General features: G+C 69.3%; 20 protein-coding genes, 1 tRNA gene and 1 pseudogene. 15 read left to right on the forward strand and 7 right to left on the reverse strand.

Going from position 1 to position 24,164, the window contains the following annotated elements; genetic code table 11:
- Nucleotides 1-33: 33 nt before the first annotated feature.
- The 10 genes from NON00_RS02515 to NON00_RS02560 all read left to right on the forward strand — a co-directional run bounded on the left by NON00_RS02515 (nt 34) and on the right by NON00_RS02560 (nt 14,338).
- Complete coding sequence (locus NON00_RS02515; protein ID WP_256017349.1) at nt 34-234, forward strand: helix-turn-helix domain-containing protein; 201 nt, start codon at nt 34-36, stop codon at nt 232-234.
- Nucleotides 234-569: a hypothetical protein gene (locus tag NON00_RS02520; RefSeq protein ID WP_256017351.1), complete on the forward strand. Its 336-nt coding sequence runs from the start codon at nt 234-236 to the stop codon at nt 567-569. Before NON00_RS02515 ends, NON00_RS02520 begins: the two co-directional genes overlap by 1 nt.
- A gap of 50 nt (nt 570-619) precedes the next feature.
- A complete protein-coding gene (locus NON00_RS02525) occupies nt 620-3,217 on the forward strand; it encodes a DUF6371 domain-containing protein (RefSeq protein ID WP_256017352.1) in 2,598 nt (865 codons plus the stop codon).
- Nucleotides 3,214-3,597 carry a hypothetical protein gene (locus tag NON00_RS02530; protein WP_256017353.1) on the forward strand — a complete coding sequence of 128 codons (384 nt, stop codon included), beginning with the start codon at nt 3,214-3,216 and terminating at the stop codon, nt 3,595-3,597. The genes NON00_RS02525 and NON00_RS02530 overlap by 4 nt, the downstream gene beginning before the upstream one ends.
- Before the next feature lie 840 nt (nt 3,598-4,437).
- Nucleotides 4,438-6,036, forward strand: a complete 1,599-nt coding sequence (locus NON00_RS02535; RefSeq protein ID WP_256017354.1) for a class I SAM-dependent DNA methyltransferase — start codon at nt 4,438-4,440, stop codon at nt 6,034-6,036.
- Nucleotides 6,026-7,309 (forward strand): restriction endonuclease subunit S, encoded by a 1,284-nt coding sequence (locus NON00_RS02540; protein ID WP_256017357.1) that lies wholly within the window; start codon nt 6,026-6,028, stop codon nt 7,307-7,309. Before NON00_RS02535 ends, NON00_RS02540 begins: the two co-directional genes overlap by 11 nt.
- Nucleotides 7,306-8,508, forward strand: a complete 1,203-nt coding sequence (locus NON00_RS02545) for an AAA family ATPase (protein ID WP_256017363.1) — start codon at nt 7,306-7,308, stop codon at nt 8,506-8,508. The genes NON00_RS02540 and NON00_RS02545 overlap by 4 nt, the downstream gene beginning before the upstream one ends.
- Complete coding sequence (locus tag NON00_RS02550) at nt 8,508-9,131, forward strand: DUF4276 family protein (protein ID WP_256017364.1); 624 nt, start codon at nt 8,508-8,510, stop codon at nt 9,129-9,131. The genes NON00_RS02545 and NON00_RS02550 overlap by 1 nt, the downstream gene beginning before the upstream one ends.
- A 16-nt stretch (nt 9,132-9,147) precedes the next feature.
- A complete protein-coding gene (locus NON00_RS02555; protein ID WP_256017365.1) occupies nt 9,148-12,318 on the forward strand; it encodes a type I restriction endonuclease subunit R in 3,171 nt (1,056 codons plus the stop codon).
- A gap of 502 nt (nt 12,319-12,820) precedes the next feature.
- Nucleotides 12,821-14,338 (forward strand): ABC-F family ATP-binding cassette domain-containing protein, encoded by a 1,518-nt coding sequence (locus NON00_RS02560; RefSeq protein ID WP_256017366.1) that lies wholly within the window; start codon nt 12,821-12,823, stop codon nt 14,336-14,338.
- A 242-nt stretch (nt 14,339-14,580) separates the two neighbouring features.
- On the opposite strand, the gene NON00_RS02565 is transcribed toward NON00_RS02560, so the two are convergent.
- Nucleotides 14,581-15,801: a site-specific integrase gene (locus tag NON00_RS02565; RefSeq protein ID WP_256017367.1), complete on the reverse strand. Its 1,221-nt coding sequence runs from the start codon at nt 15,799-15,801 to the stop codon at nt 14,581-14,583.
- A gap of 167 nt (nt 15,802-15,968) precedes the next feature.
- Here NON00_RS02565 and NON00_RS02570 point away from each other — a divergent pair.
- Nucleotides 15,969-16,048: transfer RNA gene (locus NON00_RS02570), tRNA-Thr, on the forward strand.
- Between the two features lie 535 nt (nt 16,049-16,583).
- Here the strand turns inward: NON00_RS02570 and NON00_RS02575 are convergent.
- From NON00_RS02575 to NON00_RS02600, 6 genes are all read right to left on the reverse strand, one after another.
- On the reverse strand, nt 16,584-17,264 hold the full coding sequence (locus tag NON00_RS02575) for a DUF3313 domain-containing protein (protein ID WP_256017368.1): 681 nt from the start codon (nt 17,262-17,264) through the stop codon (nt 16,584-16,586).
- Nucleotides 17,261-17,914: an ABC-type transport auxiliary lipoprotein family protein gene (locus NON00_RS02580; protein WP_256017369.1), complete on the reverse strand. Its 654-nt coding sequence runs from the start codon at nt 17,912-17,914 to the stop codon at nt 17,261-17,263. The genes NON00_RS02575 and NON00_RS02580 overlap by 4 nt, the downstream gene beginning before the upstream one ends.
- A complete protein-coding gene (locus tag NON00_RS02585) occupies nt 17,911-19,533 on the reverse strand; it encodes an intermembrane transport protein PqiB (protein WP_256017370.1) in 1,623 nt (540 codons plus the stop codon). The genes NON00_RS02580 and NON00_RS02585 overlap by 4 nt, the downstream gene beginning before the upstream one ends.
- Nucleotides 19,530-19,730 (reverse strand): hypothetical protein, encoded by a 201-nt coding sequence (locus NON00_RS02590; RefSeq protein WP_256017372.1) that lies wholly within the window; start codon nt 19,728-19,730, stop codon nt 19,530-19,532. Before NON00_RS02590 ends, NON00_RS02585 begins: the two co-directional genes overlap by 4 nt.
- The gene (locus tag NON00_RS02595) at nt 19,727-21,073 is read right to left on the reverse strand and encodes a paraquat-inducible protein A (RefSeq protein ID WP_256017374.1); all 1,347 of its coding nucleotides are present in this window, start codon (nt 21,071-21,073) and stop codon (nt 19,727-19,729) included. The genes NON00_RS02590 and NON00_RS02595 overlap by 4 nt, the downstream gene beginning before the upstream one ends.
- A 71-nt stretch (nt 21,074-21,144) precedes the next feature.
- Entirely contained in the window at nt 21,145-21,744 is a 600-nt protein-coding gene (locus NON00_RS02600; RefSeq protein ID WP_256017381.1) for a TetR/AcrR family transcriptional regulator, read from the reverse strand.
- A 244-nt stretch (nt 21,745-21,988) separates the two neighbouring features.
- Here NON00_RS02600 and NON00_RS02605 point away from each other — a divergent pair, with 244 nt between their 5' ends.
- The 4 genes and pseudogenes from NON00_RS02605 to NON00_RS02620 form a co-directional block, all read left to right on the forward strand.
- Nucleotides 21,989-22,444 carry a Tat pathway signal protein gene (locus NON00_RS02605; protein WP_256017383.1) on the forward strand — a complete coding sequence of 152 codons (456 nt, stop codon included), beginning with the start codon at nt 21,989-21,991 and terminating at the stop codon, nt 22,442-22,444.
- A 10-nt stretch (nt 22,445-22,454) separates the two neighbouring features.
- A complete protein-coding gene (locus NON00_RS02610; RefSeq protein WP_256017386.1) occupies nt 22,455-23,198 on the forward strand; it encodes a MotA/TolQ/ExbB proton channel family protein in 744 nt (247 codons plus the stop codon).
- Nucleotides 23,199-23,204: 6 nt separating this feature from the next.
- Entirely contained in the window at nt 23,205-23,657 is a 453-nt protein-coding gene (locus tag NON00_RS02615) for an ExbD/TolR family protein (RefSeq protein WP_256017388.1), read from the forward strand.
- 13 nt (nt 23,658-23,670) lie between these two features.
- Nucleotides 23,671-24,164 (forward strand): annotated as a pseudogene (locus NON00_RS02620) (hypothetical protein); the annotation flags it as partial.

The raw sequence follows: 24,164 nt of genomic DNA on the forward strand, positions 1-24,164 counted from the left end.
GGGGCGTTCACCACAAACCGGAGAATGCCAGTCATGGCACCGCGCGAACGCCCTTCAACCACCCAGCCGCCCCTGGCCTACTCGGTGCACGAGACTTGCCACCTGCTCAGCCTGGGTCGCACCACCGTTTTTGACCTGATGAACCAGGGCCGCCTGCGCCGCATCAAGATCGGCATGCGCACCCTGGTCACGGCAGAGAGCATCAAGCAGTTGCTTGAGGGGGAGGCGCCATAATGGCTCCTGCCCCCAAACCCTTCCGCATCACGCCGCATCTGGCATCGCCCGACTTCAAGGCGATTGCCCGTGCGGCGCTGCCGCATCTGGAAGCCCTCTGCACCCGTTGGCTGCCCCAGGGCCGCCGCGTCGGGCGCGAGTGGATCTGCGGCAACCTGCGCGGCGAACCCGGCCAGTCCTGCCGCGTCAATCTTATCACCGGCCATTGGGCTGACTTTGGCACCGGCGAGGCGGGCGGCGATGCCATCGCCCTGGCTGCTGCCATCCATCGCATCTCTCAGGCTGAAGCCGCGCGGCGGCTGGCCATGATGCTGGGTCTGGAGGGTCCCCTCTGATGGACGGGAGCCACAACCCCTTCGCGCCTCTCCCCCATGGCGAAGTGGCGGTGTCGCCTGCCACTCCGCAGGTGGAGATCGTCATGCCGGCCACGCTGCCTCTGCCGGAGGTGATCCGCCATACCAAGCGCGGCACTCCCGCCAAGGTCTGGCACTACCTGGATCGGGCTGGCAAATTGCTGTTTGCGGTTGCCCGCTTCAACACACCGGCTGGTGGCAAGGAAGTGCTGCCCCTCATCCAGGCCGGCATGGCTTGGCGCTGGGCGGCTCCGCCGGAACCGTGCCCACTCTATGGCCTGGACCGGCTGGCCGCCCGCCCGGATGCGCCTGTCCTGCTGGTGGAAGGGGAGAAGGCTGCCGATGCCGCCGCCAGCCTCTTCCCCGAGCATGTGGCGATGACCTGGCAGGGCGGTTCCAGCGCCACCGGCAAGGCCGATCTCTCGCCCCTGCAAGGCCGCCGTGTGGTGATCTGGCCCGACCCCGGCCGCCAGGCTGCCGCTGCGCTGGTGCCGCTGCTGGAGGATATCGGCGCGGCGGCGGTGGCGGTGGTGAAGGTGCCGGCTGGCTGGCCGGAGAAGTGCGGCCTTGCCGACACCCCGCCCGATGGCGTCACGCCGGAGGTCCTGGCCGGGCTGCTGACCGAAGCCGAGGCACAGGCCACCGAGGCGCGGGAAGAGGCCAGCGAACGCCGCGCCGAGGTGGGGCGGCTGGCGCGGCTGGATGCGGTGGCGCTGGCCTTGGCGCTGCCCCAGGCCGCCGCCAGCCTGGGCCTTCCCCCGGCGGCGCTGCGCGAGGCCGTGAAGGCTGCACAGCGCGAGGCACACCGCGCCGAGCGGGGGCATGGTCCTGCCGGCGGCAATGGGCTGGACCCTGACGCGCGCGGCCGGGCGGACCTCTTCGTCTCCGGCTCCGACCTGCCCGACACGGCGCGCGACCTTGCCGCGCTGCTGGCGGGCACGCCTCATATTTTTGACCGGGGTGGGCCAGTGCGCGTGGTCTTCGATGCCCAGCGCGGCGGCATGGTGGCCGAGCCCCTGACCCTCAACGCCGTTATCTATGAGGCGCACGCCATTGCCCGCCCCTGGCGCTTCCGGCGGGACCGTGACGGTGCACAGATCCCCGAGCTGGTGACGCTGCCGGAGCGCGTGGCCCTGCTCTACCTTGCCATGCGCGGGCGTTGGGGGTTGCGCCCGCTGGATGGCATCGCCTCCGCGCCGCTGCTGGCCGAAGATGGCGGTCTGCGCGTGGTGGAGGGCTATGACCCCGGCACCCGCCTATGGGGTGAGCGCGTGCCCGCCGTGGAAGTGCCCGAGGCGCCGGATATGGAGGATGCGCGGGCCGCCCTGCTGCGGCTGCGGCTGTTCTTCCAGACCTTTGCCTTCGCGGATGCCGTGCGGATCACGCCGCCAGGCGCGGCGGTGCCGGTGGTGGACATCAGCCAGCCGCCCGGCCGCGATGAAAGCGCAGCGCTGGTGGCGCTGATGACTGCGGTATGCCGCCCCTCTCTGCGACTGGCGCCGGGCCTGCTGGTCCGCGCGCCCGCCTATTCGGGGGCAGGCACGGGCAAGGGGCTGCTGTCGCGCATTCTCTGCGCCATTGCCTATGGGCAGGCCCCGCGCGCCATGACGGCAGGGAGTGACGCGGCCGAACTCGAAAAGCGTATCGTGGCGGCGCTGATCGGCGCCGAACAAATGCTGTTCCTGGACAACATGAACGGCACCGCGCTGCGCTCCGACACGCTGGCAAGCGCCATCACGGAGCGCCCGGCCAGTGTGCGGATACTGGGCAGCAGCACGATCATGCTTCTGAACCCTACCGCTTTCATCATCGCGGCAGGAAACGGGTTGGCTCCATCCGAGGACTTGGCGCGACGCTTCCTGACGGTGGAACTGGATGCCGGCATGGAGGACCCCGAGGCCCGTGACTTCAAGGGGGACCTGCTGCGGGATGCGATGGAACGCCGTGCCGATCTGCTGCGCGATGTGCTGACCATCTGGCGATGGGGGCGTCTGGCTCGTGATCTGCCCGTTGGCCGGCCGCTGGGCAGCTTCAATGACTGGGCGCGCTGGTGCCGCGATCCACTCCTGGCGCTGGGCTGCGCCGATCCAGCGGAACGGATTGCCGAGGCCAAGGCGAACGACCCGCGCCGCCGCCAGATAGCCGAACTCTTCGCCGCATGGTGGCAGCACCACCGGGACATGCCGATGAAAGCAACCAGCCTGCATGAGGATGTGCGGGCGCTGGCCGACCCGGCGAACAAGAGCCGGCAATCCCTCGCCGCGATACTGGGCAAGCTGGATGGCACCCGCGCCGCTGGCTTCGTGCTGAAGCGGATCAAGACCGATGCGAATTGGTCTGTGACACTCTACGCATTGCAGCGGGATGCCGAGCCCTCTGCCCCGGAAAAGCATGGGGGTCATAGGGGTCATGAAGAGTTCCGTGGTTTAAGTGACGGAAAAATAAAAGATTTTGAGCCGAAGGATGCCCCCTATGCCCAGGCTCTCCAGAAGACCATAGGGGCCACCATCGGGGCCAGGAAAGAGAATGGCGACAAGAGCTTAGGGACCGGCGCCCCCTATGCCCCCTATGATCCCCATGCCTCTCCCGCCCAGGTTGCCGGAGAGGATGAGGACGACATCATCCTGTGACCGGGGATGAGATCCTGGCCCGGCTGGAAGCCGCCGGTGCCAGCCTGCGTGGGGAGCCTGATGGCTCCCTGCGTCTCCGCCCCACACGCCCCCTCCCGCCCGCCTTGCTGGCCGAGGCCCGCGCGAAGCGGGAGGAACTGGCGGCGGCTCTGGTCGCGCGGGAGCGGCAAGCCCAGGCAGACGCCTTCCGGAAAGCCCAGGCCGAGGCCCTGGAGGCCCTGGCCTGGCCGGACCCCGAACTGGCCTGGGAGCGTGCCGAAATCGCCCGTGCCCAGGCTGAAGAGGGCCGCCCCCTCGACGTCACGCGGCATCGTGCCGTGCTGGAGGGGTTGCTGCGGGCAGCCAGAGGAAGGAGTGGAGCAGGGCAGGAGAATATATAGGTTTTGCCTGTCGGTTATAAATTTTCGATAGGAATATTTTATTTATCTGAAGGATAAGCCCTTTCCGCCCCCGTGCTCCCTCCGCCCGGGCTGGCAGAAAAACGGCTTTTCCCCTGGCTTTTGGGTTCCGAAGGCCCCGCAGCACGGGAAAACACAGCCCTTCCTTGCCTGGAAGGAAGGCTGTCTCTACGGTCCTGCTGCCGCTCTGGCTCCAAGGGTTCAGCCCCCGCTCCGCACCGGCTTCTCGTGGAGAGGGAGGGAAGGAGGCACTCGGGCCGGTCGAGTGGGAGGCGGTTCGGCCCTCCGCCTCCCAGAGCGGCCAAATTTTTCTTCCTGCCCCAGGCGTCTCGGTGATATTGGCACTTGCCGGCGCTTCCTGGCCCTCGGGTGTCCGATCGAAAGGCCCTGAGCGGTATCCCGAAGGAGGCTCGAAACCCGATTCGGTTGACCCAGGAGCGCCGGCCCTCCTCCCAGAACGCAATCGGCCGGCCTCGGACTTTCGGTTGAGTGGGGCGAAGGCGACCGCCAGGGCATGGCTTTTCCTGTGCCGGAGCAACCCAGCCCGCGATGCTTCCCGCACACCCAGGGGGAAGATCATGCTGTTCCCCCGCAGGCTCCTTCCCGCGACCCGTCCCGGTGAAGCCCGGCTTTTTCCTTGAGAGGTCCGCACCCAGGCACCGCGCCACGGGAAATGCACGCCCCATGGCCCGTTTTCCCCGGCCGGCATGGCCTCCGCAGCGGCCATCTTCACTGATATGATACCGCGCCACGCTGCCCCGCCGGGCCAACCGTGACGGAGCCGGCCGCGCCGCGCGACGACTGACCAAGGATTGCCTGACCATGCCCCGTGGACGCCCACGCAAAACCCCCGAGGCCGCCGCAGCCCCCGCCGCGCCGAAGAAAGCCAGGGACAATGGCGCCACCCTCGGCTTCGAGGCCCAGCTTTTCCTCGCCGCCGACAAGTTGCGGAAGAACCTGGAGCCTTCCGACTACAAGCATGTGGCGCTCGGGCTGATCTTCCTGAAGCACATCTCGGTGGCCTTCGAGGCGAAGCACGCGGCGCTGCTGGCCGAGGAGGCCTCACTGGCGGAGGACTCGGACGAGTATCTGGCCGAGAATATCTTCTGGGTGCCGCCCGCGGCGCGCTGGTCCGCGCTCCAGGCCCAGGCCCGGCAGCCGGAGATCGGCAAGCGGATCGACGAGGCCATGGCGGCGCTGGAAGCGGCCAACCCGCAACTGAAGGGCGTGCTGCCGAAGGACTACAGCCGCCCGGCGCTCGACACGGTGATGCTGGGCGAGTTGATCGACCTCATCTCCGGCATTGCCACCGGCGCGCCGGGCGAGGCGGCGAAGGACCTGTTGGGCCGGGTCTATGAGTATTTCCTCGGTGGCTTCGCCGGCTCCGAGGGCAAGCGGGGCGGCGAGTTCTACACCCCGCGCTCCGTGGTGCAGACCATGGTGGAGATGCTGGAGCCCTACCAGGGCCGCGTCTATGACCCCTGCTGCGGCTCCGGCGGCATGTTCGTTCAGTCAGAAAAATTCGTCGAAAGCCATGGCGGGCGGCTTGGCGATATCGCCATCTATGGGCAGGAGAGCAATTACACCACGTGGCGGCTGGCGAAGATGAACCTCGCCGTGCGCGGCATCGACGCCGATATCCGCTGGAACAACGAAGGCTCCTTCCACAAGGACGAGCTGCGCGACCTGCGCTTTGACACCATCCTGGCCAACCCGCCTTTCAACATCTCCGACTGGGGCGGGGAGCGGCTGCGCGAGGATGACCGCTGGGCCTATGGCGCGCCGCCGGTGGGCAATGCCAATTACGCCTGGCTCCAGCACATTGCCTGGCACCTCGCGCCCAGGGGGCGGGCGGGGGTGGTCCTCGCCAATGGCTCCATGTCCTCCGGCCAGAATGGCGAGGATGCCATCCGCCGGGCGATGGTGGAGGCCGATGTGGTGGACTGCATGGTGGCCCTGCCCGGCCAGCTTTTCTACTCGACGCAGATTCCGGCCTGCCTCTGGTTCCTTGCCCGTAACAAGAACCCCGGCGGCGGCCTGCGCGACCGGCGCGGCGAGGTGTTGTTCATCGACGCCCGCAAGCTGGGCGCGCTGGTGGACCGCACGCGGCGGGAGTTTTCGGACGAGGACATTCGCCGGATCGCCGATACTTACCATGCCTGGCGCGGCCAGCCTGAGGCGGGCGCCTATGCCGATGTGCCGGGCTTCTGCAAGGCGGCCTCGCTCGACGAGATCCGGGCGCACAACCACGTTCTGACGCCGGGGCGCTATGTCGGGGCGGCGGATGTGGAGGATGACGAGGTGCCGTTCGAGGAGCGGTTCGCGGCGCTGAAGGCAAGGCTGGACAGCCAGTTCGAAGAATCCGATCAAATGATTGAAGCCATTCAGAAGTCTTTGGCGAGCATCGAACATGCTCGGTGAATGGCCTATTTCTGAATTGAGTAGCCTGATCGAGGCTGGCAAGGGGATTTCGTATGGCATCGTCCAGCCTGGGCATGCCGTTTTGAATGGTGTTCCCATTGTGCGTGTCAGTGATGTGCGCAACGGCCGCATTGATACTTCTGCTCCCCTCACGGTCGCAGCAAGCGTTGAGCAAGGTTACGCACGGACTCGCCTACAGGGCGGCGAACTGCTCATCACTATTGTTGGGACTGTTGGCGAAATGGCTATCGTGCCGCCTTCGCTGGCAGGGTGGAATGTCGCTCGCGCTATTGCGGTCCTCCCCGTTCGTGCTGACGTAGGAGCTTACTGGGTGAAGCTCGCCATTCGCTCGCCCGCAGCCGATGCTATGATCCGCAGCCGCTTGAATACGACTGTTCAAGCGACGCTGAACCTTAGAGACCTCTCGCTTCTTCCCATCCCGATGCCGCCGCGTTCTGTTCGGGAAGGCATCATTTCCATTCTCGGCGCTCTCGACGACAAGATCGACCTGAACCGGCGGATGAACGAGACGCTGGAAGCGATGGCGCGGGCGATCTTCAAGGACTGGTTCGTCGATTTCGGCCCGACCCGCGCGAAGAGGGAGGGCCGCCCGCCCTACCTCGCCCCCGACCTCTGGGCGCTGTTTCCGGATCGGCTCGATGAGGAGGGGAAGCCGGAGGGGTGGGAAGCAAGACCGCTCGATCAAACCGCTCGCTTTCTCAATGGCTTGGCGCTGCAAAAGTTTCCGGCGAATGGGAGCGAAGGTCTGCCTGTTATTAAGATCGCTCAATTACGGGCCGGCATGACCAGCCGCGATGAAATCGCATCGGCCTCGTTGCCTGCCGATTACATTGTGCAGGATGGGGACCTCCTGTTCTCTTGGTCAGGCAGTCTCCTGCATCGAACATGGTCGGGCGGGCCGGGCGCGCTCAACCAGCACCTTTTCAAGGTTATTCCTGACGGCGTGCCGCAATGGTTCGTTCATCAATGGATCGGTGAGCACATGGATGGCTTCCGCGCTATCGCAGCGTCGAAGGCCACCACGATGGGGCATATTCAGCGGCACCATCTGGCAGAAGCCATCACCTATATCGCCAGCCCCGCCATCATGAAGCAGGCTGACAAGCTTATTGGGCCGCAGTTCGCCCGAATGTTGGCAAATGATCTGGAATCCCGCACCCTCGCCGCAACCCGCGACCTCTTGCTTCCCAAGCTGATGTCGGGCGAAATCCGGCTGCGCGAGGCGGAAGCGATGGTGGAGAAGGCCCTGTGAGCATTGCCAGCCCGCCGCGCATCCACAGCCTGCGGGTGCGCAACTACCGGGCGCTGCACGACATCAACCTCGAAAAACTGACGCCGCTGACGGTGCTGCTCGGCCCCAATGGCAGCGGCAAATCCACCGTCTTCGATGTGCTGGCCTTCCTCTCGGAATGCTTCTCGGATGGCATCCGCAAGGCCTGGGACAAGCGCGGCCGCTTCCGCGAACTGCGCAGCCGCGATGCCAGCGGCCCCATCGTCATCGAGATCAAATACCGGGAGCACCCGAAAACCCCGCTCATCACCTATCACCTGGAACTGGATGAGCAGAACAACCGCCCCATCGTGCGGCATGAATATCTCAGCTGGTCGCGCGGGGCGGCGGGCGGCAAGCCCTTCCGTTTCCTGAACTACGAGCAGGGCCAGGGCGAGGTCATCACGGGAGAGGCGCCGGAAGCGGAGGATACGCGCGTGCCGCGCCCGCTCTCCGGGCCGGATGTGCTGGCCGTCAGCACGCTGGGCACGCTGGCCGAGAATCCGCGCGTCATCGCGCTGCGGAACTTCATCACAAGCTGGCACATGTCCTACCTCTCCGCCGATGCCGCGCGCGGCAGCCCGGAGGCAGGGGCGGAGGAACGCCTCTCGGCCACCGGCGACAACCTGCCCAACGTCATCCAATATCTGCGCGAGCAGCACCCGGAGCGGCTGGAGCACATCTTCACCGTGCTGCGCCAGCGCATCCCCAAGATCGAGCGGGTCGAGGCCGAGGTCCTGGCCGATAGCCGCCTGCTGCTGCTCATCAAGGATGCGCCCTTCTCGAAGCCGGTGCTCTCCCGCTTCGTCTCGGATGGCACGCTGAAGCTGCTGGCCTATCTCACCGTGCTGCACGACCCGGCGCCGCCGAAGCTGATCGGCATCGAGGAGCCGGAGAATTTCCTGCACCCCCGCCTGCTGCCGGAACTGGCCGAGGAATGCCGGCAGGCCTCGGAACGTGCGCAACTGCTCATCACCACCCACTCGCCCTTCTTCATCAATCCCCTGCCGGTGGAGGATGTGCGCGTGCTGTATCGGGACAGGAAGGGCTACACCCATGCCCGCCGCGTCGCCGACATGCCGCGCGTCCGCAGCCTGCTGGAGGAAGGCGCCAGGCTGGGCGAGTTGTGGATGGAAGGCCATTTCGAGGTGGGCGACCCGCTCGCGGAGAGGGCGGATTGATGCAGCTTGTGTTCTTCGTCGAGGAACCCTCGGCCGAGGCCGAGCTGAACGCCCTGTTGCCGAAGCTGCTGGCTGGCAGGGCAAGATGGCAGATCATCGATTTCGGCAGCAAATACGGCCTGCTGGGAAAACTGGAACAGCGCCTGCGCGGCTATAAAAAGCAGATCGGCCAGGGCGAGGCCCTGCGCCTCGTCGTCATGCTGGACCGTGACCGGGATGATTGCATCGCCCTCAAGGCGCGGCTGGAAGAGGTGGCGCGGCGGGCGGGGCTGACCACCAAGAGCCGCGCGGCGCCGGATGGGGCTTTCACGGTGCTGAACCGGATCGTCATCGAAGAACTGGAATCGTGGTTCATCGGCGATGCCGATGCCCTGCGCCGCGCCTTCCCGAGCCTGCCGCAGATCAACGCGCGAAAGCCGCCCTTCAACAACCCGGACAATGGCGGAAGCTGGGAAACCCTGCACCGCTTCCTGAAGAAGCACGGCATCTACGGCAACAGCTACCCGAAGATCGAGGCGGCCCGGAAGATCGCCGCCCATCTCACCCCGGCCGCGAACCGCTCCAGGAGTTTCCAGGTGTTCCGCTCCGGGGTGGAAGCCCTGTTGGATCCCGCGCGCCGGTAAGGATGGAAGGCCCGTCATGAGCATTGGCGAAAGCGATGTGGAAGAGGCCGCGCTCACCTGGCTGGCTGAACTCGGCTACGCCACCCTGCACGGCCAGGCCATCGGGCCGGATGCGGCGGCGCCGGAGCGCGTCAGCCATGGCGATGTGGTGCTGCTGGGCCGCCTCGATGCCGCGCTGCGCCGCCTGAACCCGGCCCTGCCGCAGGAGGCGCTGGCCGAGGCGCGCAACCGCGTGCTGCGCAGCGAAACCCAGTCCCTCGTGGAAGAAAACCGCCGCCTGCACCGCTACCTGACCGAGGGCGTGCCGGTGGAGGTGCGGCGGGCGGATGGCAGCATCGGCGGCGAGCATGTCCGCCTGCTCGATCTGCGTGACCCGGCGGTGAATGACTGGCTGGCGGTCAACCAGTTCACCGTGGTGGAGAACAAGGCGAACCGTCGGCCGGATGTGGTGGTGTTCGTCAATGGCCTGCCGCTGGCGGTGCTGGAACTGAAGCATCCCGGCGCCCAGAACGCCACGCTGGATGGGGCCTATCACCAGCTCCAGACCTACAAGGCGCAAATTCCCTCGCTGTTCCGCAGCAATGCCGCGCTGATCATCTCCGATGGCATGGCGGCGCGCATTGGCTCGCTGACGGCGGACCGGGAACGCTTCATGCCGTGGCGCACCGTGACGGGGGAGGAGGTGGCCCCGAAGGGCTCGCCCGAACTGCGCACCGTGCTGCATGGCGTGTTCGAGCCGCGGCGCTTCCTGGACCTGCTGCGCGACTTCATCGCCTTTGGCGAGACGGACCGGGGCCTGAACAAGATCCTGGCCGGCTACCACCAGTTCCACGCCGTGCGCCGCGCGCTGGCCTGCACGGTGGAGGCGACACGGCCGCAGGGCAACCGCAAGGTTGGCGTCATCTGGCACACCCAGGGCTCGGGCAAGAGCCTGTTGATGGCGTTCTATGCGGGCTGCGTGATCCGCCATGCGGCGATGGAGAATCCCACCCTCGTCATTCTGACCGACCGCAACGACCTCGACGACCAGTTGTTCGCCACCTTCGCCATGTGCCGCGACCTGCTGCGCCAGACACCGCAGCAGGCGGAGGACCGCGAGCATTTGCGGCGCCTGCTGGATCGTCCCTCGGGCGGGGTCATTTTCACCACCCTGCAAAAATTCACCCCGGAGCCGGGATCCAGTGAATACCCGGTGCTGACGGACCGGCGGAATGTGGTGGTGATGGCCGATGAGGCGCATCGCAGCCAGTATGGGCTGAAGGCCAAGATCGATAGCCGCGATGGCTCGATCTCCTACGGCTTCGCCAAATACCTGCGGGATGCAGTGCCGAATGCGTCCTTCATCGGCTTCACCGGCACGCCCGTGGAAAGCGGTGACGTCAGCACGCGCGCTGTCTTTGGTGATGATATCGACATCTACGACATCAGCCGCGCCGTCGAGGATGGCGCCACGGTGCCCATCTATTATGAGAGCCGCCTCGCCCGTATCGAACTCGATGAAGACGAGAAGCCCAAGATTGATGCCGAGATTGCCGATCTGGTCGGTGATGAGCCGGAGAGCGAGCAGGACCGGCTTGGTCGCAAATGGGCCAGTGTTGAGGCGCTGGTGGGGGCGGAGAAGCGGATCGCCCTGATCGCAAGAGATATCGTCGATCATTTTGAGGCGCGCCTGGTGGCCTTGGATGGCAAGGCAATGATCGTCTGCATGAGCCGCCGCATCTGCGTTGCCCTCTATGACGCCATCATTGCTTTGCGGCCGGATTGGCATAGCGATGAAGACGATGCGGGCACCATCAAGGTGGTGATGACCGGGGCTGCCTCGGATCCTGCTGAATGGCAGCAGCACATCGGCAAGCGCCCCAAGGTCCGCCGCGAATTGCTTGCCAAGCGGGCGAAGAATCCCAAGGACCCGCTGAAGCTCGTCATCGTGCGCGACATGTGGCTGACGGGCTTCGATGCGCCCTCGATGCACACCATGTATATCGACAAGCCGATGCGCGGCCACGGGCTGATGCAGGCCATTGCCCGCGTCAACCGGGTGTTCCGCGACAAGCCCGCCGGCCTGGTGGTGGACTATATCGGCATCGCCCAGAATCTGAAGGAAGCTCTGGGCCGTTATTCCGCGAGCGACCAGCGTCAGGCCGGCATTGATGAGGCCGAGGCCGTCAGCACGCTGATCGAACGGTATGAAGTCGTCCGCGCCATGTTCCGGCCGGATAAGCCGGGCGGCTTCGATTACAGGCCGGCGCTTTCTGCGAGCACGCCGGCGACGGAACGGCTGACACTGCTGGCCGGTGCTCTTGAATGGGTGCTGGCGCTACACCAGGAGCAGGCAGAAAAGGAAACAACCGAGGAAGGGAAGAAGAAGGCGCATCGTCGCTACCCGGATGCGGTAAAGGCCCTGTCCATGGCGTTTTCCCTGGCCGCGGCCAGCAATGAGGCGCGGGCGATCCGTGATGAGGTCGGCTTTTTCCAGGCTGTGCGCGTGGCTTTGCTGAAAGATGCCCCTAGCGAGCCCGGCCAGCGTAGTGCCGCCGACCGTGAAATGGCGATCCAGCAGATCGTCAGCCGCGCCGTGGTTTCCACCGAGATTGTGGACATCATGCGCGCCGCCGGCATCGCCAGCCCGGATATCTCTATCCTGAGCGATGAGTTCCTCGACGAGATCCGCCAGACCCCGCAGAAGAACCTGGCAATCGAGGCCTTGCGCAAGCTGATCAATGGGGATGTCCGGGCGCAGGCGCGGCGCAACGTCACCCAATCCAAGGCTTTCACGGAACGGCTGGAAGCTGCCATTGCCCGCTACCATTCCAACGCTCTGACGACGGCACAGATCCTGGAAGAACTCCTGGAACTCGCAAAGGACATTCAGGCGGCCCGTTCGCGGGGTGAGGATGTTGGTCTGTCGGACGAGGAGATCGCCTTCTACGATGCGTTGGCCGCCAATGAGAGCGCCCGGACGGCTATGGGCGAACCGGCCCTGCGCCTGATCGCCCTGGAATTGGTGAAAAACATCCGTGCGAATGTGACGGTGGACTGGGTGCACCGTGACGCCGCGCGGGCGCGTATCAGGGTGCTCGTGAAGCGTATTCTGCGTCTCTATGGCTACCCGCCTGATCTTCAGGATGCTGCCGTGCAGACGGTTCTCCAGCAGGCGGAGGTGCTGTCGGCTGCCTGGGCGGCTTGATCTGTCTGGGTGAAGAGGCGGGGGAATGGCCCTCCGCCGGAATTTTTCCGCTCTGCCATTTCGGCGGACCCACCCCCGGCCTCTTTGGGGCACCGGGGGGGGGGTAGGGGGGCGCACAGAATTTTGCCATGCGCCTTCCACCATGGCGACGATGAGGGCGGCGGTGTCTATGCCTGTCGCCCGGTATCCAGGCCACGTCTCTTCTGCCGGCGCCTGTGCGACCTCTCCCGGCCCAATGAGATCCATGCGCGGATCGCAGGCCGAACTTGTGCTGGCAGACAGGCCGAACTACGCTCACGCCCACGACAACCCGAGCGAAGAGGAGGGCCGCAGTGTATCATTGCCATCACAACCGGCGCGGCCCTGTTCCGGCCCTGCAAATGCGTTTGCAGGGCTGATCAGGCGGCGGAGTTTTCAAGCCTCTTTCCCCTGTCAGCCTGTCTTCTGACGGATGTGGTGCGCCTGGGCCTTAGGCCCGGCCAGCACGGGGAAAGCTGTTCTCATGTCCCTGATAAGCCTCGAAGGCCTCGGCATTGCCCTGGGCCAGATTCTGTTTTCCAACCTGGATCTCACGGTCCATCCCGGTGACCGCATCGGCATCGTGGCCCGCAATGGCAGCGGCAAATCCACCCTGCTGCGCCTCCTGGCGGAGCGGGCCGAGCCGATGGCGGGGCATTGCCGCTATGGCCGCAACCTCCGCATGGCGCTGATGCCGCAGGACCCCGAACCGGCCCTGCTGCCCCTGCCGGTGCACGCGGCCATGCGGCAGGCCCTGCCGGCGGAAAGCCAGGAATGGGAAGGCTGGCGCGTCGATGTGGCGCTGGATGCGGTCGGGATGCCCGGCGCGATGCGGGAGCAGCCGCTGGGCACCCTCAGCGGTGGCTGGCAGCGCATGGCCCTGCTCGCCCGAGCCGGCTTGGCCGAGCCTGATATCCTGCTGATGGATGAGCCGACCAATCATCTCGACCTGCAGCGGATCGGCCAGTTGCAGCGCTGGATCGCGGCCTTGCCACCGGAGACCGCGCTGCTGGTCGCCAGCCATGACCGCGCCTTTCTGGATGCCGTCACGCGGCGCACCCTTTTTCTGCGGCGCGAGGCGTCGGTGACGTTCGCAGCCCCCTATTCCGCGGCGCGCACCAGCCTGGCGGAACACGATGCGGCGACGGCACGGCGCCACGAAACCGACCTCCGGCAGGCCACGCGCCTCCGGCAGCAGGCGGCCAGGCTGCACAATATCGGCGTCAACTCCGGCTCCGATCTGCTGAAGGTCAAAACCCAGCAGCTGCGCGCGCGGGCCGAGCGTATCGAGGCCACCGCCCGCCCCGCCCACCGCGAGGGTTCGGCCGGCCAGATCCGGCTGGCCGAGAGCGGCACCCATGCCAGAACGCTGCTGACGCTCGATGGCGTCCGGGTGGCCGCCCCGGATGGCCGGCGGCTGTTCACCACGGGGCGGCTGCGCCTGCATCCGGGCGATCGCGTCGTGCTGCTGGGCGCCAATGGCGCGGGCAAGTCGCGCCTGCTGGGCCTGGTGACGCAGGCCCTGGCGGGGCAGCCACACCCCGGCCTGACCGTCAGCGCGACGGTGGTGGCGGGGATCTGCGACCAGTCTCTCAGCCATCTGCGCCCGGAGCAGACGCTGCACGATGCCATCCGCAGCCGCTTCGCCCTGGGGGATCAGCGGATCCGCACGCTTCTCGCCACGGCGGGCTTCGCGCCGGACCAGCAGCAGCGCGCCATCGGGCAACTGTCCGGCGGCCAGCGGACACGCCTGGCCATGCTGATCCTGCGGCTCCAGGAGCCGAATTTCTATCTGCTCGACGAGCCGACGAACCATCTCGACATCGAGGGCCAGGAGATGCTGGAGGCGGAACTGCTGCGGCAGGACTGCGCCGGCCTGATCGTCTCGCATGACCGGCGCTTCGTCGAGACCATCGCCACGCGGTTCTGGCGCATCGAGCGCGGGGCTCTGCTGGAAACCGAGGAGCCAGGGCGCTTCTTCGAGGCCGCTCTGGCGGAATAGGCCAAGCCTGGGCTCTTTTGTCCTTGGTTCAGCAGAGGATGCCCTGCTGTTCGTATGCGCCCCTGGCGCCGCCCAAAACCAGTTTCTGTCTCGGGGCGGTGAAGGAGGAAGAGCCCTCCACCGCCATTCCTGCCCCGGCCTCTTTGCCGTGCTGGGGAAGCGGGGCAGGCGGGTGCCGTTGAGTGGCGCCACCGGGTGCCCGCCCTGGGGAGAGGCTTGCCTTCCCCAGGGCTGCCCGCCGTTCAGGTCATCCGGACCAGCGGCACCACCTCCGCGCCGCCGGTGGTGATGCCGTCCAGCGCATCGGCCAGGGTTTGCAGCGCCGCGGCAACCGCCGGGCGGTAGCGGCTGCGGTTATAGGTCGCGGCCAGGGCGCTGCGGATGCTCGTATGGTTCAGCGCCGCCTCGATGATGTCCGGCATCACGCCCAGGTCGCCCAGCATGGTGGCGCCGGTGCGGCGCAGGTCATGGCGGGTCCAGTTGGCGGTGTCCGTCTTTTCCTGGAGGCGCTTGGCCTCACGGTCCCAGTTCTGAACCGGGCCGCCTTTGCTGGTGCAGAAGACCAGCGCGCCCGGCTCGGCTGTGCCCTCCGCCGGCAGCCTCGCCTGGAGAAGCGCCACGGCCTGGCGGGACAGGGGCACGACATGCGGCTGCTTGTTTTTCGTCTTGGGCAGGGTCCAGGTGGCGGCGGCCATGTCGATATGCTGCCAGCGGGCGGAGCAGACCTCCTCCCGCCGGGCCAGTGTCAGCAGCATGAAGCGCAAGGCCGCCGCATGCGGCCGGTCGGACGCTTCCAGTGCCGGCAGGATGGCGGCCAGTTCTGAGCGCGTCAGCACACGGTCGCGGCGCTTGGGAGTGGCAGGGCATTGCAGCGCGCCAAGATCGGCCGGGACATAGCCTCGCCCTGGCGCCGCTGCCCAGCGCAGGATCGGGCGCAGATAGCGCACCGCCGCCGAGGCTGACTGCTTGGCCGGGTAGGCATCGGCACGCAGTTGCAGATCGCCGGCGCGCAGATCCGCCAGCACATGGCCGAGGAAGGGCTTGAAGACCGACTCCATGCGGCGCTTCGCCTCTGGCCAGGAGGCGAGGGCGGCGCCTTTCTGCTGCCCATAGAGGTCGATGAGCGCCTGTAGGGTGCCGATGCCTTCACGGGCGGCGATGCCGATGGCCCGCTCGCGCCGACGCTCGGCGACGGGGTCGGCCCCTTCGTTGCGGATCTTCATGCGCAGGGCCATGACGGCTTCGCGCGCCTCGCGCACCGGCATGGCCGGATAGTCGCCGAGCTTGAAGCTGCGCATGCCACCGCGCTGGTCGCGGCAAATCAGGAAGAAGGCTTTTTGCCCGGCGGCGGTGACGCGCAGCCGCAGACCCTGGCAGGCGCTGTCCGTCACCTCGATCCGTTTTCCCTCGCGGCGGGCTTTCTCCACTGCCGCGCTGATCGCCTTCTCGTTCAGGCTCACCATTTTTCGCTGACCTCTCGCTGTTGTCCCGTGGGGCTTCACTGGGGCTTCAGTCACGGCCGGTCTGCGTCGGACGCAGCCGGACATGCCCGCGCGTATTTGGCGAGGGAATCGAAAAAATATCAAATAAAATCAAATATATAGCTGGACGACTGCGAACCTCCCTGAACGCCTGCGGATAGCTCTCGGAAGTGTGTTTTTCTGATTCGTAATCAGTAGGTCCCCGGTTCAATCCCGGGCGTCGGCACCATAGAAATCCCAGCACATAGCCAGCAGTTCCAGGCTCCCCTGAAGCCGAAACGACCTCTGCGGCTTGAGTCACGCCCCGATCTGGGGCGTGTTGCGGCGAACAATTCGCATCTCCCGCCATCCTCTTCGCCCGGTCCTGCGGCCGGCTCGCAGAAGCTGACGCGCCTTCACGAAGCCCTTGCCGCGCTGGTGGCGCGGAGGCGCGCCGTCGGGCACTTGGCCTGGGCGCGTAAGGCGCCGCCAGTGTGGTTGCGGCTCGCGCCGGGTCGGTTCACTGCGGCCCGTATTCTCACCAACGAGGCCGCGATCCAGGTGCCAGACGGGTCTGTGAGCGGCTCTGGCCTGAAGCGCGAAGAATGCCGCCTGCGGGATCACGGCCTCCGCGCCAGCCATGCGACCGGCTTTTGCCACCTGGAGCCCTTCGCCGATCCCGACAACCCGCCAGGCGGCAGCGTTCCCTCCGCCGGCTGGGCGTGCGCCCCCGCCATCCGGGAGGATGGGCTGAGGCCCCAGCGCGGCGGGGCAAGAGGGGGGGCTTAGCGAAGATGCTCCAGCAGGGCCTCCGCGCCCTTGTCGATGCCGGTCCGTGCCGCGGCCAGGGCGCCCATGCTGGCGCCAAGATTGTAGGGGTTGGGGTATTGCTTCGCCACGAAGGCCTCCAGCAGCTGGTTGCTGCTGGCGTCATGGATTTCCACGGCGTAGCTGACGGAGCCGGTCAGCACCCCCTCCCGCCCGCGCACCGCCTGGACGCCGTTGTAGAGCCCGCCTGCGAGATCGAAGCGCGAGAGGGTACCGAGCACCGGCGTGTTCGTCGCCGCGCCGGTCAGTGTCAGGCGGATGCGCAGCGTGCCGGGGGCGGGGAACTGCGCCAGGGTGAAGCGTTCGCCGAGCCGCGCGGCGAAGCGGCGCTGCATCTCCGCCGCCAGGGCCTGCCGGTCGGCCTCGGAGATGTCGCCGAACTGGGCATCCGCGCCGCGATAGATCTGGACGGGCTCCAGGATCACCTGCGCGTAGTTGCGCCAGGAGACGCTGCCGGAATAGCGGAACGGCACATGCGCGGCATCCTCCCCGCGGTTTGGCTGCAGGCGGGGCGCGGAATCCAGCCCCGCATAGGCCACCGGGTCCGGGCTGGTGCAGGCCGCCAGGGAGAGGCCGCCGGCCAGCAGCAGGGCCACAGGCCGCAGGCCCGCGCGGAGAAGGGGAAGGGAAGCCGTCATCCGGCATGATCCTTTCGTGAGAGGGAAGGGGAAGTCGTGGGCGGTGGCGGCGCTTCCACCAGAGTCCCGGCCAGCGCCCCGGCCAGCAGCCCGGCCAGGGCATCGGCCAGTTGCGCCAGCGCCGCGCTGAGCGCCCGCGCCAGCGGCTCGGGGCCGGGGCCATCGGGCGGCATGCGGCGTTCCACCCGCAGCGCGCGCGGCGGACGGGTGGGAGAAGAGGGCCAGAACAGGGTGGCCTCGGCCTCCAGCCAGGCCTGCCCATCCGCCCCGGCCTCGAAGCGGTCGAGGGCGATGTCGATCACCGCCTCCAGCGGCGCGGCCGCCGCCGGCATGGCGGGGGCCTCCGCGTCGCGCAGGACGCAGGCGGGCAGGCGCTGCGCCAGGTCGCGCAGCAGCACGTGGCCGGCCATGCCTTCCAGCGGCGCCGCCCAGCGCTCCCGCCCCGGCAGCATCACGCGGCTGCCGCCGGCGGCGTGCAGCGGCCCCGGCCGGTCCAGCTCCGCCGCCAGCCGCAGGTCGCGCAGCAGGATGATGCAGGGCGGCGTGGCCCGTGGCTGGCCCGGCACCGGCAGCAGGCGGACCCATTCCACGGCGGGCGAGGCACAGCCGGCCAGCAGCGCCGGCAGAACCAGGACAAGGCGCCGCCTCATTCGCCGCGGCCGCTCAGCATCGCCTCGGGGCGGCGTTCCAGCAGGTCGGCCAGCAGGCGCAGGGCGCGGGCGGCCTCGGCCAGCTGCCGCAGCGTGCGCTCCATCTGCCGCGCCGTGGGAGAGTCCGCCCCATAGGCCTGCTCGAAGGAGCGCGCGGCGCCGCCGGCCTGCCGCAGTGACTGCTCCAGCGTCTCGGCCAGTTGCGGCAGGCGGCGCAGCAGGGGCGTCAGGTCGCGGTCCAGCCGCCCGGCCAGCCCGCGCCATTGCGCCAGTGCCCCACTCAGCCCGGTGAGCGCGCCGCGCAGCTCCGGCCCGCCCGCCAGGGACTCCGTGGCGGCGAGCACGGCGTTGAGGTGGGCGCCGGTCTCCTCCAGCGGGAAGCGCTCCAGCCGGGCCATCAGCGCCTCGGCACGGGCGGGCAGGTCGCCGCCGGGCTCCTCCAGCACGGGCAGCACCGGCAGGCCCTCCCTCTGGCCCAGCGTGGCGGGCGGTGCGCCCGGCACCACCTCGAGCGCCAGCACCTGCTGGCCGCTGAACAGGTCGGCACCGCGCAGGCGCAGGCGGTAGCCCTCCGCCACCAGCGTGGCCAGCGCGTCCGGCGGCAGGCCCTCGACCGGCCGCAGCACCAGCCGCACCGGCACGCGGAAGCGCCGCGCCGTGGCATCCCAGGCCAGGCCCACCTGCGTCACACGGCCGGCGGGGCGGCCCTGGATCAGCACGGGCGCGCCCGGCGCCAGCCCGGCGGCCGGGCCGGAGAGGGTGGCCAGCACCAGCTGCCCGCCCGGCGCGGCGGCCTCGGCCAGGGCGGCGCTGTCATGCAGGGGGAAGCCATCGGCGGGCAGGGGGCTTTCCGGCCCCGCGACATCGAGGGCGATGGCGCCGCCGAGCAGGCCGCGCAGGTCGCCCAGCTCCAGGTGGAAGCCCTCGGGGCCAAAGCCCGCGCTCACCCCGCCGGAGCGCCAGAAGCGCGGCCCGGCGCGCAGCAGCGCGTCATACGGCGCGCGCAGGAAAAGGCGCAGCGGGATCTCCTGGCCCGGGCGGACGGGCCCGGCCTCCACCACCTCCCCCACCACCTGGCCGCGATAGGTGACGGCCGAGCCCGGCCGCAGCCCGCCGAGGCGGCTGGCGCGCAGCAGCACCTCCTGCCCCGCCTCGCTGGAGAGGAGGCGCGGCGGCTCCTCCAGCGCGGTGAAGGCGCTGGCGCGGGTGGCGGAGGGCGGGCCTGGGTCGAAGCCGATGAAGACGCCGGAGAGAATGGTCTCCAGCCCCGAGACCCCCTCCGGCGACAGCCGCGGGCGGACGAGCCAGAAGCGGGCCTTGCCCGTCAGCCGTCCGGCCATCTCCGGGCGCACCCGCACCGTGGCCTCGGCGCGCGCCGCCCCCGCGGTCAGGCGCAGCGACTGCACCGTGCCGATGGGGACGGATCGGTAGCGCAGCTGGGTCTGCCCCGGCACGAGGCCCTCGGCCTCCTCGAAGGTGATGGTGATGAGCGGGCCGCGCTCCACCCAGCCGTCATAGGCGAGGTAGCCGGTGGCCAGGGCGGCCAGGCCGGGCAGGGCCCAGATCCAGGACAGGCGCCGCCGCAGCCGCGCGCGTGGCCTGGGGGGGAGGGAGATCATGGAAAATTCTCGAAGGGAGGCAGGTCGAGGGCGGCGCTTTCCTCCTCCAGCGCCAGGAGGAAGCTGGCGGCGGCATGCCCCGCCGCCACGCCGCCCAGCAGCGGCCGGGCCAGGTGCCAGAAGGGTTCCGGGCAGGCGGCGATGAGCAGGGCCAGCAGCGGGATCAGCCAGAGGGCACCGGGGCCGCCGCCATTCATGCCGCGCGCTCCCGCGCCCGGGTGGCGCGGGTGGGGGCATCCCACATCAGGCGCGGGTCGAAGGCATGGGCGGCCAGCATGGTCAGCACCACGACAGCGGCGAAGCAGCCCGCCCCCGGCCCGGCCGTGATCGAGGCCAGGGCGCCGAAGCGCACCATGGCGATGAGCACGGCGACGACGAAGACATCGGTCATCGACCAGCGGCCGAGGGCGCTGATCAGCCGGTGCAGCCGCGCCAGGGCCGGGGTGGGTGGCGCGGGCAGCCCGGCGGCGCGCAGCAGCATGGCGGCGAGGCCGAGGATCTTGACCAGCGGCACCACGATGCTGGCGAGGAAGAGCAGCAGCGCCAGCAGGGGGTAGCCATTCGCGCCCAGTGCCAGCACGCCGCCGAGGATGGTGTGGGTGGCCTCCTGGCCGAAGGTGGTGATGCCCATCACCGGCCAGAGATTGGCGGGCAGGGAGAGCAGCGCCGCCGTGGCCAGCAGCGCCGTGCTGCGCGCCAGGGCGGCCGGCTTGCGCGGGTGCAGCGGCGTGCCGCAGCGGGCACAGCCCCAGCCTGGGGCTCGCGCGGCCAGTGTGGCCAGTGTGGTCGCCGGTGCGGCGGCGGCCAGGCGGTGGCAGCAGGGGCAGGCCAGCCAGGGCCGCGCCCCATGCGGGGCCGTGGCGGTGGCGGCCAGCGCGGAGGGATCGGCCACGGCGCCCCGGGCTTCCAGCGCCTCCCAGGTCGCGAGGGGGTCGAAGGCCTCGTCGGCGGCGAGGGCGACCAGCGCCAGGGCGGCCAGCAGCCAGGCCGCCGGGCCGAGGCGCAGATCGGCCAGCATGGCGAGGCGCACGCAGGCCATCAGCCCGCCCACCAGGAAGATGCCGGGCATGCACCAGGCGGCGAGCGCGCCCTCCCAGCGCAGCGGGTGGAAGAGCCAGCGCGGTGGCCGGCCGGAGGCCAGCCCGGCCAGCACCACCAGCCGCAGCCCCAGCCGCAGCAGGGGCGCCAGCGCCACCGTGGCGAGCAGCAGCAGGCCCAGCAGCCAGAGCCCGTCCTCGGCGAAGGCGCGGGCGCCGGTGCCCAGCGTGCCATCCCGCTCCAGCCCGTGCAGGTGCAGCGAGAGCAGCGGGGCCGGCAGGGCGGCGAGGCCGAGCAGCAGCCCGAGCGCGGCCAGCGGCAGGGCCGCCTGCCGCGGCCCGCCCGGTGTCCGGCGCAGCAGCGCATGGCAGCGGCGGCAATGGCTGGCCGTGCCGGGGCGGGGGGCGGAGAGCCGGTGGGCCAGCCCGCAATGCGGACACGCCTGGAGATGCTGGGAGGGGGCGGCGCTGCCCTGCGTCTGGGAAGAATCCGGGCCGGGCAAGGGAGCCTCCACGCTGCTGGCGGAGGCCACGCTAACAGCGGTGGAGGAAAAATAAAACCGTCTGGTCGGTTTTATTTTTGCGGGCAGCCCGGCCGCGGCGCCGGCCCCTGCTCCAGGGCGGCCCAGCGCGCATCATCGCGCAGCCGGGCGAAGAGGCGCTCCCGCTCCTCCTCCTCCAGCGGGGAGAGGCCCATCAGCGTGGTCAGCACCAGGCCGCGCGCAGCCAGCCAGCGCAGCACGGCGAGGTCGGGGTCCGCCGCCTCGGCGCGGATGGTGGTGAGCAGGGCGCGGCTGCTCTCCTGCACATCGGCCAGCAGCCCCGGCTCCTGCGCCACGGCGCCAAGCAGGGCGAGGCCAAGCGGGTGGGGACGTTCCAGGCTCTCCTGCAGGGTGGCGATCTGCGCGGCCAATTCGGGCTGCGCCTGCCCCGCGCCATGCTCGGCCCGGTAGCTGCGCGAATAATTCTCGAAATAGGCGACCTGATGATCCAGCAGCGCCTTCAGCACGGCTTCCTTGGTCTTGAACTGGTGCATCAGCCCGCCCTTGCTGATGCCGCTCTCCCGCGCGATGGCGTCGAGGGTCAGGCGGCCGGGACCATCGCGGGCGATGATGGCCAGGGCGGCCTCCAGGGCGGCCCGGCGGGTGCGGTCCGACCGTGTGGCGTTGTCCATGCGCAAATCCTGTGTGCTGGTGCGCGCAGGCTAGGCGCCGCCCCACAAACAAACAATACGGACGGTCTTTTTTTAAGGAAACGGAAAGTGACCGCGCGCGGCCGAGTCCCGGCCGGGTGGGGGAGGGCGTTTGTCGCGCGGGTGTGTGTTGTGGCCTGCGCCGTTCTCATTGAGAGTCATTCTCATTGCAACCATCCCTCAATGGCGGCATAAGCCGGCACAGATACAAAAGGGTTCCCGCCACATGCCGCTCCGCCGGATCCTCCCCGCGCTGGCCGTCCTGGCCACGTTGAGCCTGCCCGGCCTGACCCAGGCCCAGCAGGCCCCGCAGGCGCAGAAGCCGGCCGAGGCGCGCATCGGGCTGGAGCTGAACCGCCTGGAGCCCCGGCCCGAGGGCTGCCGCGTCTGGATCCTGCTGCGCAACCCGGGGGAGGAGGCGCTCGACCCGCTGCGGCTCGACCTTCTGGTATTCGGCAAGGAGGGCGTCATCGCCCGCCGGATGGCCCTCGATGTCGGGCCGCTGCCGGCGCAGAAGACCATGGCGCGCATTTTCGACCTGGCCGGCCAGCCCTGCGAGGGCGTCGGCGCCCTGCTGTTGAACGATCTGCTGGCCTGCGGCCCCACGCCTGAGGGGCGCGCCGCCTGCCTGCCGCGTCTCGCGCTCGCCTCGCGCGTCGACGGCGTCACCTTCGAGAAGTGAGGAGGTCGCGATGAACCCGACCGACACCGCCACCACCCTGCCCGACATCGCCGCCGTGGCGCTGCATGGCGGGCCGGACATGTCCATGCTGGGCCTCTTCCTCCAGGCTGACTGGGTGGTGAAAGGCGTGATGATCGCGCTGGCCCTGGCCTCGGTCATCTGCTGGGCGGTGATCGTCGAGAAATCGCTGCTGCTCGGCCGGCTGGGGCGGGAGGTGCGCCAGCTCGTCGCCGCCGCCACGCCGGGCTCCGGCCAGACGCCCGCCGCGCCGCAGGGCGAGGGCCTCGCCGCCCGCGTGCTGCGCGCCGGCACGCGCGAATGGCGCGATGGCCGGGAGCAGGGGGAAAGCCGCTTCGAATACCGGCACCGCATGGAGCACGCCATGCGCCATGCCCTCAGCATCGAGCTGCGCCGCGTCGAGCCGGGGCTGCCCTTCCTCGCCACCACCGGCGCGGTGGCGCCCTTCATCGGCCTGTTCGGCACGGTCTGGGGCATCATGAACAGCTTCGCCGGCATCGCGCAGAGCAATGACACCAGCCTCGCCGTGGTGGCGCCGGGCATCGCCGAGGCGCTCTTCGCCACGGCCATCGGCCTGATCGCGGCGATCCCGGCGGTGATGGCCTATAACCGCCTGCTGGTCCGCCTCGGCCGGCTGCGCCAGGACGGGCAGGCGGCGTCGGCCGAGCTGGCCTCCACCCTCTCGCGCCGCCCGCCCGTGGTGGCCGGCAGCCGCGCCAGCGCCGCGGCCGAGTAAGCCCCGATGGCCTTTTCCGGTCCGAGCCACGGCGGCGGCGATGATGACGGCCCGCTGCCGATGGCCGACATGAACGTGACGCCGCTGGTGGACGTCATGCTGGTGCTGCTGATCGTCTTCATGGTCGCGGCGCCGATGATGGTGGTGGGCGTGCCGGTGAACCTGCCCAAGACCGCCGCCCCGCGCGCCGCCGCGCCACGCCCGCCCGTGGTGCTGACGGTGACGACCGAGGGCAAGGTCTTCCTCCGCCAGGAGGAGATCGCCGCCGCCGACCTCGTCACCCGCCTTGTCGACCTGCACAAGGCCGACCCCGAGGCGCCGGTCTATGTCCGTGGCGACCGCGCCGTGCCCTATGGCGAGGTGCTGCGCGTCATGGGCCGCGTCACCCAGGCCGGCATCACCCGCGTCTCGCTGATCGCCGAGGCCGAGGCCGCCGCACCCGCCACGCGGGCGCGCTGAACGGATTGTCCTGATGAGCACAGCAGTCAGCCTGCAGCCTGCCAGCCTGCGCGTGCCGCGGGCGCTGGGCTGGGGGGCCTCGGTGGTGCTGCATGGCGGCGCGGCGGCCTTCCTGGTGCTGGGCCTGCCCCACCAGCCGCCGCCGCCGCCCGTGGTGCCGCTGGAAGTGGCCGCGCCCCCCGCCATCCCCGACACGCCGCAGGAGCAGCCCGCCCCGGTGAGCGAGGCCGTGCAGGCGGCCGAGCCGCCCCCGATGGCCCAGGCCGCGCCGCCGCCCGAGGCCGTGGCCACCGCCGCCCCGCCCGAGATGGTGACGGCCGAGCCGCCGCCGCCCATCGACCAGCCGCCACCCGAGCCGCTGCGCGCGGCCGAGCCGGAATTGCTGCAGAACGCCCCGCCCGAGCCGCAGCAGGCGGTGGAGCCGGATGTGGTGCCGCTGGAGCAGGCGGATGTTCCCCCGCCGCCGCCCCCGCCGCCGCCCGTGCCGGTGCGCGCCCGCCCGCCGGA

It is taken from the genome of Roseomonas sp. GC11, assembly GCF_024437745.1.
Lineage (GTDB): Bacteria > Pseudomonadota > Alphaproteobacteria > Acetobacterales > Acetobacteraceae > Pseudoroseomonas.

Bases quoted from the DNA above. Each gene is read 5' to 3' on its own strand.
- NON00_RS02515 (WP_256017349.1), top strand. From the start codon at position 34: ATGGCACCGCGCGAACGCCCTTCAACCACCCAGCCGCCCCTGGCCTAC.
- NON00_RS02520 (WP_256017351.1), top strand. From the start codon at position 234: ATGGCTCCTGCCCCCAAACCCTTCCGCATCACGCCGCATCTGGCATCG.
- NON00_RS02535 (WP_256017354.1), top strand. From the start codon at position 4,438: ATGCCCCGTGGACGCCCACGCAAAACCCCCGAGGCCGCCGCAGCCCCC.
- NON00_RS02540 (WP_256017357.1), top strand. From the start codon at position 6,026: ATGCTCGGTGAATGGCCTATTTCTGAATTGAGTAGCCTGATCGAGGCT.
- NON00_RS02550 (WP_256017364.1), top strand. From the start codon at position 8,508: ATGCAGCTTGTGTTCTTCGTCGAGGAACCCTCGGCCGAGGCCGAGCTG.
- NON00_RS02555 (WP_256017365.1), top strand. From the start codon at position 9,148: ATGAGCATTGGCGAAAGCGATGTGGAAGAGGCCGCGCTCACCTGGCTG.
- NON00_RS02560 (WP_256017366.1), top strand. From the start codon at position 12,821: ATGTCCCTGATAAGCCTCGAAGGCCTCGGCATTGCCCTGGGCCAGATT.
- NON00_RS02565 (WP_256017367.1), bottom strand. From the start codon at position 15,801: ATGGTGAGCCTGAACGAGAAGGCGATCAGCGCGGCAGTGGAGAAAGCC.
- NON00_RS02575 (WP_256017368.1), bottom strand. From the start codon at position 17,264: ATGACGGCTTCCCTTCCCCTTCTCCGCGCGGGCCTGCGGCCTGTGGCC.
- NON00_RS02580 (WP_256017369.1), bottom strand. From the start codon at position 17,914: ATGAGGCGGCGCCTTGTCCTGGTTCTGCCGGCGCTGCTGGCCGGCTGT.
- NON00_RS02585 (WP_256017370.1), bottom strand. From the start codon at position 19,533: ATGATCTCCCTCCCCCCCAGGCCACGCGCGCGGCTGCGGCGGCGCCTG.
- NON00_RS02590 (WP_256017372.1), bottom strand. From the start codon at position 19,730: ATGAATGGCGGCGGCCCCGGTGCCCTCTGGCTGATCCCGCTGCTGGCC.
- NON00_RS02600 (WP_256017381.1), bottom strand. From the start codon at position 21,744: ATGGACAACGCCACACGGTCGGACCGCACCCGCCGGGCCGCCCTGGAG.
- NON00_RS02605 (WP_256017383.1), top strand. From the start codon at position 21,989: ATGCCGCTCCGCCGGATCCTCCCCGCGCTGGCCGTCCTGGCCACGTTG.
- NON00_RS02610 (WP_256017386.1), top strand. From the start codon at position 22,455: ATGAACCCGACCGACACCGCCACCACCCTGCCCGACATCGCCGCCGTG.
- NON00_RS02615 (WP_256017388.1), top strand. From the start codon at position 23,205: ATGGCCTTTTCCGGTCCGAGCCACGGCGGCGGCGATGATGACGGCCCG.